This window comes from Niallia sp., assembly GCF_031978665.1.
Lineage (GTDB): Bacteria > Bacillota > Bacilli > Bacillales > Cytobacillaceae > Niallia.
In genome coordinates this window covers 1-4,710 of the sequence record NZ_DALZDK010000070.1, presented here as the reverse complement: position 1 = coordinate 4,710, position 4,710 = coordinate 1, and the positions used below count along the sequence as shown (strand labels likewise).

The window sequence follows — 4,710 nt, the reverse complement described above, 5'->3', positions numbered from 1 at the left end:
CCATAAATTATATTGATCAATAGACACGTTTAATTCTTCAGCGAGTGGCATTAGTTCTGGTGTAGTCTGTTTACAATACACACAATCTGAGCTAAAGAAGTAGACGGTAACATCTTCCTCTGTTTTTAATTTTTCTTCTAATTCGTCAGGAAGAATAATATTTTGGTAATTCGGGTCTTCTAATAATTCGATGGTTTCAGGTTTCAAATCCGCTTTTTCATATATATTGCCTTCTACTGCTTTTTCTTTTTGCATATGAGATAGATATGCTACTCCTGCGAATAAAATAATGATAAAAACTAAGAAAAAAATTACTTTTTTCATTCATTCATCTCCTTTGTTTTTTTCCAAATGATGAGGCTACAAGTAAAGATAATAATAAATCCAACTAATGCCATGAAGGGAATGGTTATAAAACCTAACCAATTTATGTATTCGCCTGTGCAAGGGACTGGGCCACAGGAGACGGAGCTTTCAAAGATGTTAGCTAGTTTTTGTTTCGAATAATGATAAATGGAAATGCATGCACCGAATCCGGAAAGTATCATTGTATAAAAGGTGATTTTAAAATCTTTTCGTATAACGGCAATTCCTAAAATAATCACAAATGGATACATTAATATCCGTTGATACCAGCATAATGTGCAAGGCACAAACTCTCTGATTTCAGAAAAATAGAGGCTGCCGAACATGCTGAGGACAGCGGCAATCCAAGCTAAATATAAGAGGTTTTCACGGGAATCTTTTTGTTTTGTTTTCTCTTTCATACTATTCTCCTTTATTGGCGTTTATTCAACTACTAAAAATAACAAAAAAGTATTTTCACTATAGAAAAAGTATAAAGGTATTCGGAAATGATGTAAACAAACTAGTTTTCATAAAGGATAGAGATTATATCTAAAAAAAATGGGGAAATGTAGAAATAGTAAATAGAAAGTAAATTTTTTAAAAAAGAACCATACATAAGGGAGTCAAAGAATATGCCAAAATTGGATTTATCAAAATTTGAAAAGAAATTAATTATTCGAAACACGGAATATCAGGATATTGATAAAATCATGAAGCTTCAAGCAGAATGCTTTCCAGGCATGGATCCTTGGAAGAAAGATCAATTAAAAAGCCATCTTGATATTTTTCAAGAAGGGCAATTTGTAGCAGAATATGATGGAGAAATTATTGGTTCTTGCTCAAGCTTGATCATTAACTTCGATGAATATGATGCACGTCATACATGGGATGAAGTGACAGATAGCGGATATATCACCAATCATAATCCAGACGGCTATAATCTTTACGGGATAGAGGTAATGGTAGACCCGGATTATCGAAGAATGAAAATAGGTCATCGTCTTTATGAAGCGAGAAAAGAGCTGGTTCGGCAATTAAATTTACAAAGTATTATTATTGGTGGCAGAATTCCTAATTACTATAAGTATGAAGATCAAATGACAGCAAGAGAATATGTGCAAGAAGTGTTGCATCATAAAATATATGATCCTGTTTTGTCTTTTCAGTTAATTAATGGATTTACGTTAATGCGCATCAATCCGAACTATTTACCAGATGATGCACAATCAAAGAGCTATGCGACGCTTATGGAATGGAACAATGTAGAATACATGCCAAAATCTAAACGTTTTTTCAAAAGCAGCTATCCTGTAAGAATTTGTGTTGTTCAATATATGATGAGACAAATTTATAGTTTTGACGATTTCTCAAACCAGGTAGAGTATTATACAGACGTAGCTTCCAATGCGGAGTCGGATTTTGTTGTGTTTCCAGAGCTGCTAACTTCTCAATTAATGTCGTTTATGGATGAACGTGTTCCAAGTACGGCCATTCGAAAAGTAACCGAATATACAGAGCAGTATATTGAGCTTTTTACAAATTTAGCCATTCGCTATAATATCAATATCATTGGCGGATCTCATTTTGTGAAGGAAGATGATGATGAAATTTATAATATAGCTTATCTTTTTAGACGTGATGGGACAATTGAAAAACAATATAAACTACATATAACACCAAATGAACGAAAATGGTGGGGAATAAGACGAGGCGATGTCATCAGGGTTTTTGATACAGATTGTGGGAAAATCGCTATTCAAATCTGCTATGATATTGAATTTCCAGAGCTTGCCCGGATTGCAACAGATATGGGAGCGAAAATTATCTTTACTCCATTTTGTACAGAAGATCGCCAAGGCTATTTACGTGTACGTTATTGTGCACAGGCCAGAGCAGTTGAGAACCAAATTTATACGGTTATTGCAGGAACCGTCGGCAATTTGCCTCAAACCGAAAATATGGATATCCAATATGCCCAATCTGCAATCTTTGCCCCATCTGATTTTGAATTTGCGCGAGACGGAATTGTTGGCGAAACAAACCCCAATATCGAAATGGTCATGATCGGTGATGTAGACTTAGAAATACTAAGAAGACAACGCCAAGGAGGAAGCGTCCGCCAATTAAAAGATAGAAGATTTGACGTATATCGGATTGAATATAAAAAGTAAGAAGTATAAGAGCGTTTGAAGATAAAAGGGAATCTGATGTTTTTTGAGCTATTAGAAATTTAGACTAACTTGATAAAACCATGTTGATTGGAGCGGATAGGTGAGACTCCTATGGGATATGCGAGAAAGTCCGAGACCCTGCAGGAGTGATGTGAAGCGGCTCGGCACTTGCCCATGAAAAGCGAACCCCTGTAGTGGAAATCAACATCCGTATTAGAAAGGGCAGCACAAAAAAACATAAGCAAAACCTCTTGTCTACAGTTTGAAACCACGGCCAAAAGCCGTGGTTTTTTTGGTGGAATTCTATAAATTACATAGTGGTAGTGTGAATCCAATCATCTTCTGCTAAATCGTTGGCGTGGTCGATGTAGCGTAATAATGAATATAAATGTTTTTCTATGACAGAATAATCATGTTCAAAGTTATAGGCATGTAAAAATTGTTCAATTTTTTTTGAGAGAAAGTTATCATTGGTTCTTACCATTAATATAAGAAGATTATCCCATTCTGATCGATGAGTATAGTAAAGGGCTCGATCATAATCTGTATTGTTCATCTTAATGCCTCCTTTTGTGGGAAGGAGATGATTATATTATATGAAGAAAGCACAGAATGTTACCCACTAAAAGTTGGCTTTATTGATTTAAAAGGGTTTTCTATTTTTACCTGTATAATTTCTGATATGGAAAAAATGAGAAATTGCTCTTTGTGTGAATAAGTAATGACACACTTTCACAATATAAAGAAAAAAGGGGTTATTATGAAAAGGCGAATCATTATTTTATTGACAACATTTTTATTTCTAATGATATATCCAAAGGAATTTAGTGCTACTTCAATTGTTGATGCAAGGAAAGTATATACATATGAGGATTTTCAAGAAGATGTTTGGATTTTAAAAAGCAAATATAAGAAGCAATTACAGGTACATACGATTGGAAAATCAGAATTCGGTCGGAAAATTTACGCCATTCAAATGGGCAAAGGAGAGAAGAGCATTCTCCTTTCTGGTGCTCATCATGGGAGAGAATGGATAACTTCTTTGCTAACAATGAAAATGGCAGAAGATATTGCAGTTAAAATGAAAAATGGGGATAATTTTCTTGGTTCGTATTCCATTTGGATTGTACCGATGATTAATCCAGATGGAGTGACGATTCAACAAGGAAAGATAAATAAATTTCCGTTTTTTTCAAAAAGAAAAATAAAGAAAATGAATGATGACTTAGAAGATTTTACACGGTGGAAAAGTAATGGATTAGGTGTGGATCTTAATCGACAATACCCTGCTGGATGGGAGCATTTAGAGGATTCAAAAAAAGAGCCTTCTTATAAAAACTATAAAGGCAAAGCACCTTTCGAGGCAGAAGAAGTACAAGCGATTGTGAAGTTGACAGAAAAAATAAAGCCAACCATCGCCGTAGCTTATCATTCGTCCGGCCAGGAGATTTTTTGGCAATTTAATAATGGTGTTAATGAGGAAAGAGATCGTACAATTGCAGAAGTTCTCGCAAAGGAAACAGGGTATGATCTTGGAATCCCCCCAAAAGAGGCGATTGGCGGCGGATTCACGGATTGGTTTATCACTACGTATCATTTACCTGCATTTACAATCGAAATATGTCCATTAGTGGAGGAGCGAAACCCTTCATTAACAAACTTTGCAGAAGCATGGGAAAGAAATCAAACCATTCCAAGAACGCTAATTGAGGAAGCAAAAAAAATAGATGCGGTACATAAAAAAATGCTTGGGGATAAATAATAAGAAAAAAATATTGGAGGTATTTATGAAAACAAGATCCTTATCTATTCTTATTGTGAGTGTCACGGTATTAATTTTGGCATTTATGTTTCCATCCCATAATGAGGCTGTCCAAGAATTAGATTATCAAAAATTTGGTTCTATTGCGATTGCTGTAGTAAAGGCAGATTATCCAGAAGAGTCTGTGACAGATTACAAGTATTTGGGGAGAAAAAAAATCTCTGCTCAAGAAGAACAAGATTCTTTTCAATTTGTAGTAAAAGAAAATGGGAAAGAAAAAACAGTTGTTGTTACGGTTAACCATAGAACACAAGATGATAAATTTATTTCTCTAGTAGTAGAAGAAAAGCCATAAAAAAAGACCGAAAAGGTCTTTAAAGTGTACCCTTTGTAAAGGACATTTTATAAAAAGCCTATGATACCATAAGA

6 protein-coding genes are annotated in these 4,710 nt (G+C 34.6%); 3 read left to right on the top strand and 3 right to left on the bottom strand.

What is annotated here, in order from left to right; translation table 11 throughout:
* Together RTL21_RS22940 and RTL21_RS22935 are read right to left on the bottom strand one after the other, a co-directional pair.
* Window positions 1-324, bottom strand: a 324-nt coding sequence (locus RTL21_RS22940; RefSeq protein WP_312099470.1) for a thiol reductase thioredoxin, incomplete at its 3' end; no start/stop codon positions are given.
* Complete coding sequence (locus RTL21_RS22935) at window positions 321-767, bottom strand: disulfide oxidoreductase (RefSeq protein ID WP_312099468.1); 447 nt, start codon at window positions 765-767, stop codon at window positions 321-323. The genes RTL21_RS22940 and RTL21_RS22935, both read right to left, overlap by 4 nt.
* Window positions 768-980: 213 nt before the next feature.
* On the opposite strand from RTL21_RS22935, the gene RTL21_RS22930 reads away from it, so the two are divergent.
* Entirely contained in the window at window positions 981-2,519 is a 1,539-nt protein-coding gene (locus tag RTL21_RS22930; protein WP_312099466.1) for a bifunctional GNAT family N-acetyltransferase/carbon-nitrogen hydrolase family protein, read from the top strand.
* Between the two features lie 310 nt (window positions 2,520-2,829).
* Here the strand turns inward: RTL21_RS22930 and RTL21_RS22925 are convergent, their stop codons facing one another.
* Complete coding sequence (locus RTL21_RS22925) at window positions 2,830-3,075, bottom strand: YhdB family protein (protein WP_312099464.1); 246 nt, start codon at window positions 3,073-3,075, stop codon at window positions 2,830-2,832.
* Between the two features lie 228 nt (window positions 3,076-3,303).
* On the opposite strand from RTL21_RS22925, the gene RTL21_RS22920 reads away from it, so the two are divergent.
* Complete coding sequence (locus tag RTL21_RS22920) at window positions 3,304-4,281, top strand: M14 family zinc carboxypeptidase (protein ID WP_312099462.1); 978 nt, start codon at window positions 3,304-3,306, stop codon at window positions 4,279-4,281.
* A 25-nt stretch (window positions 4,282-4,306) separates the two neighbouring features.
* Entirely contained in the window at window positions 4,307-4,636 is a 330-nt protein-coding gene (locus tag RTL21_RS22915; protein WP_312099460.1) for a DUF3889 domain-containing protein, read from the top strand.
* The last annotated feature ends 74 nt before the right edge of the window (window positions 4,637-4,710 follow it).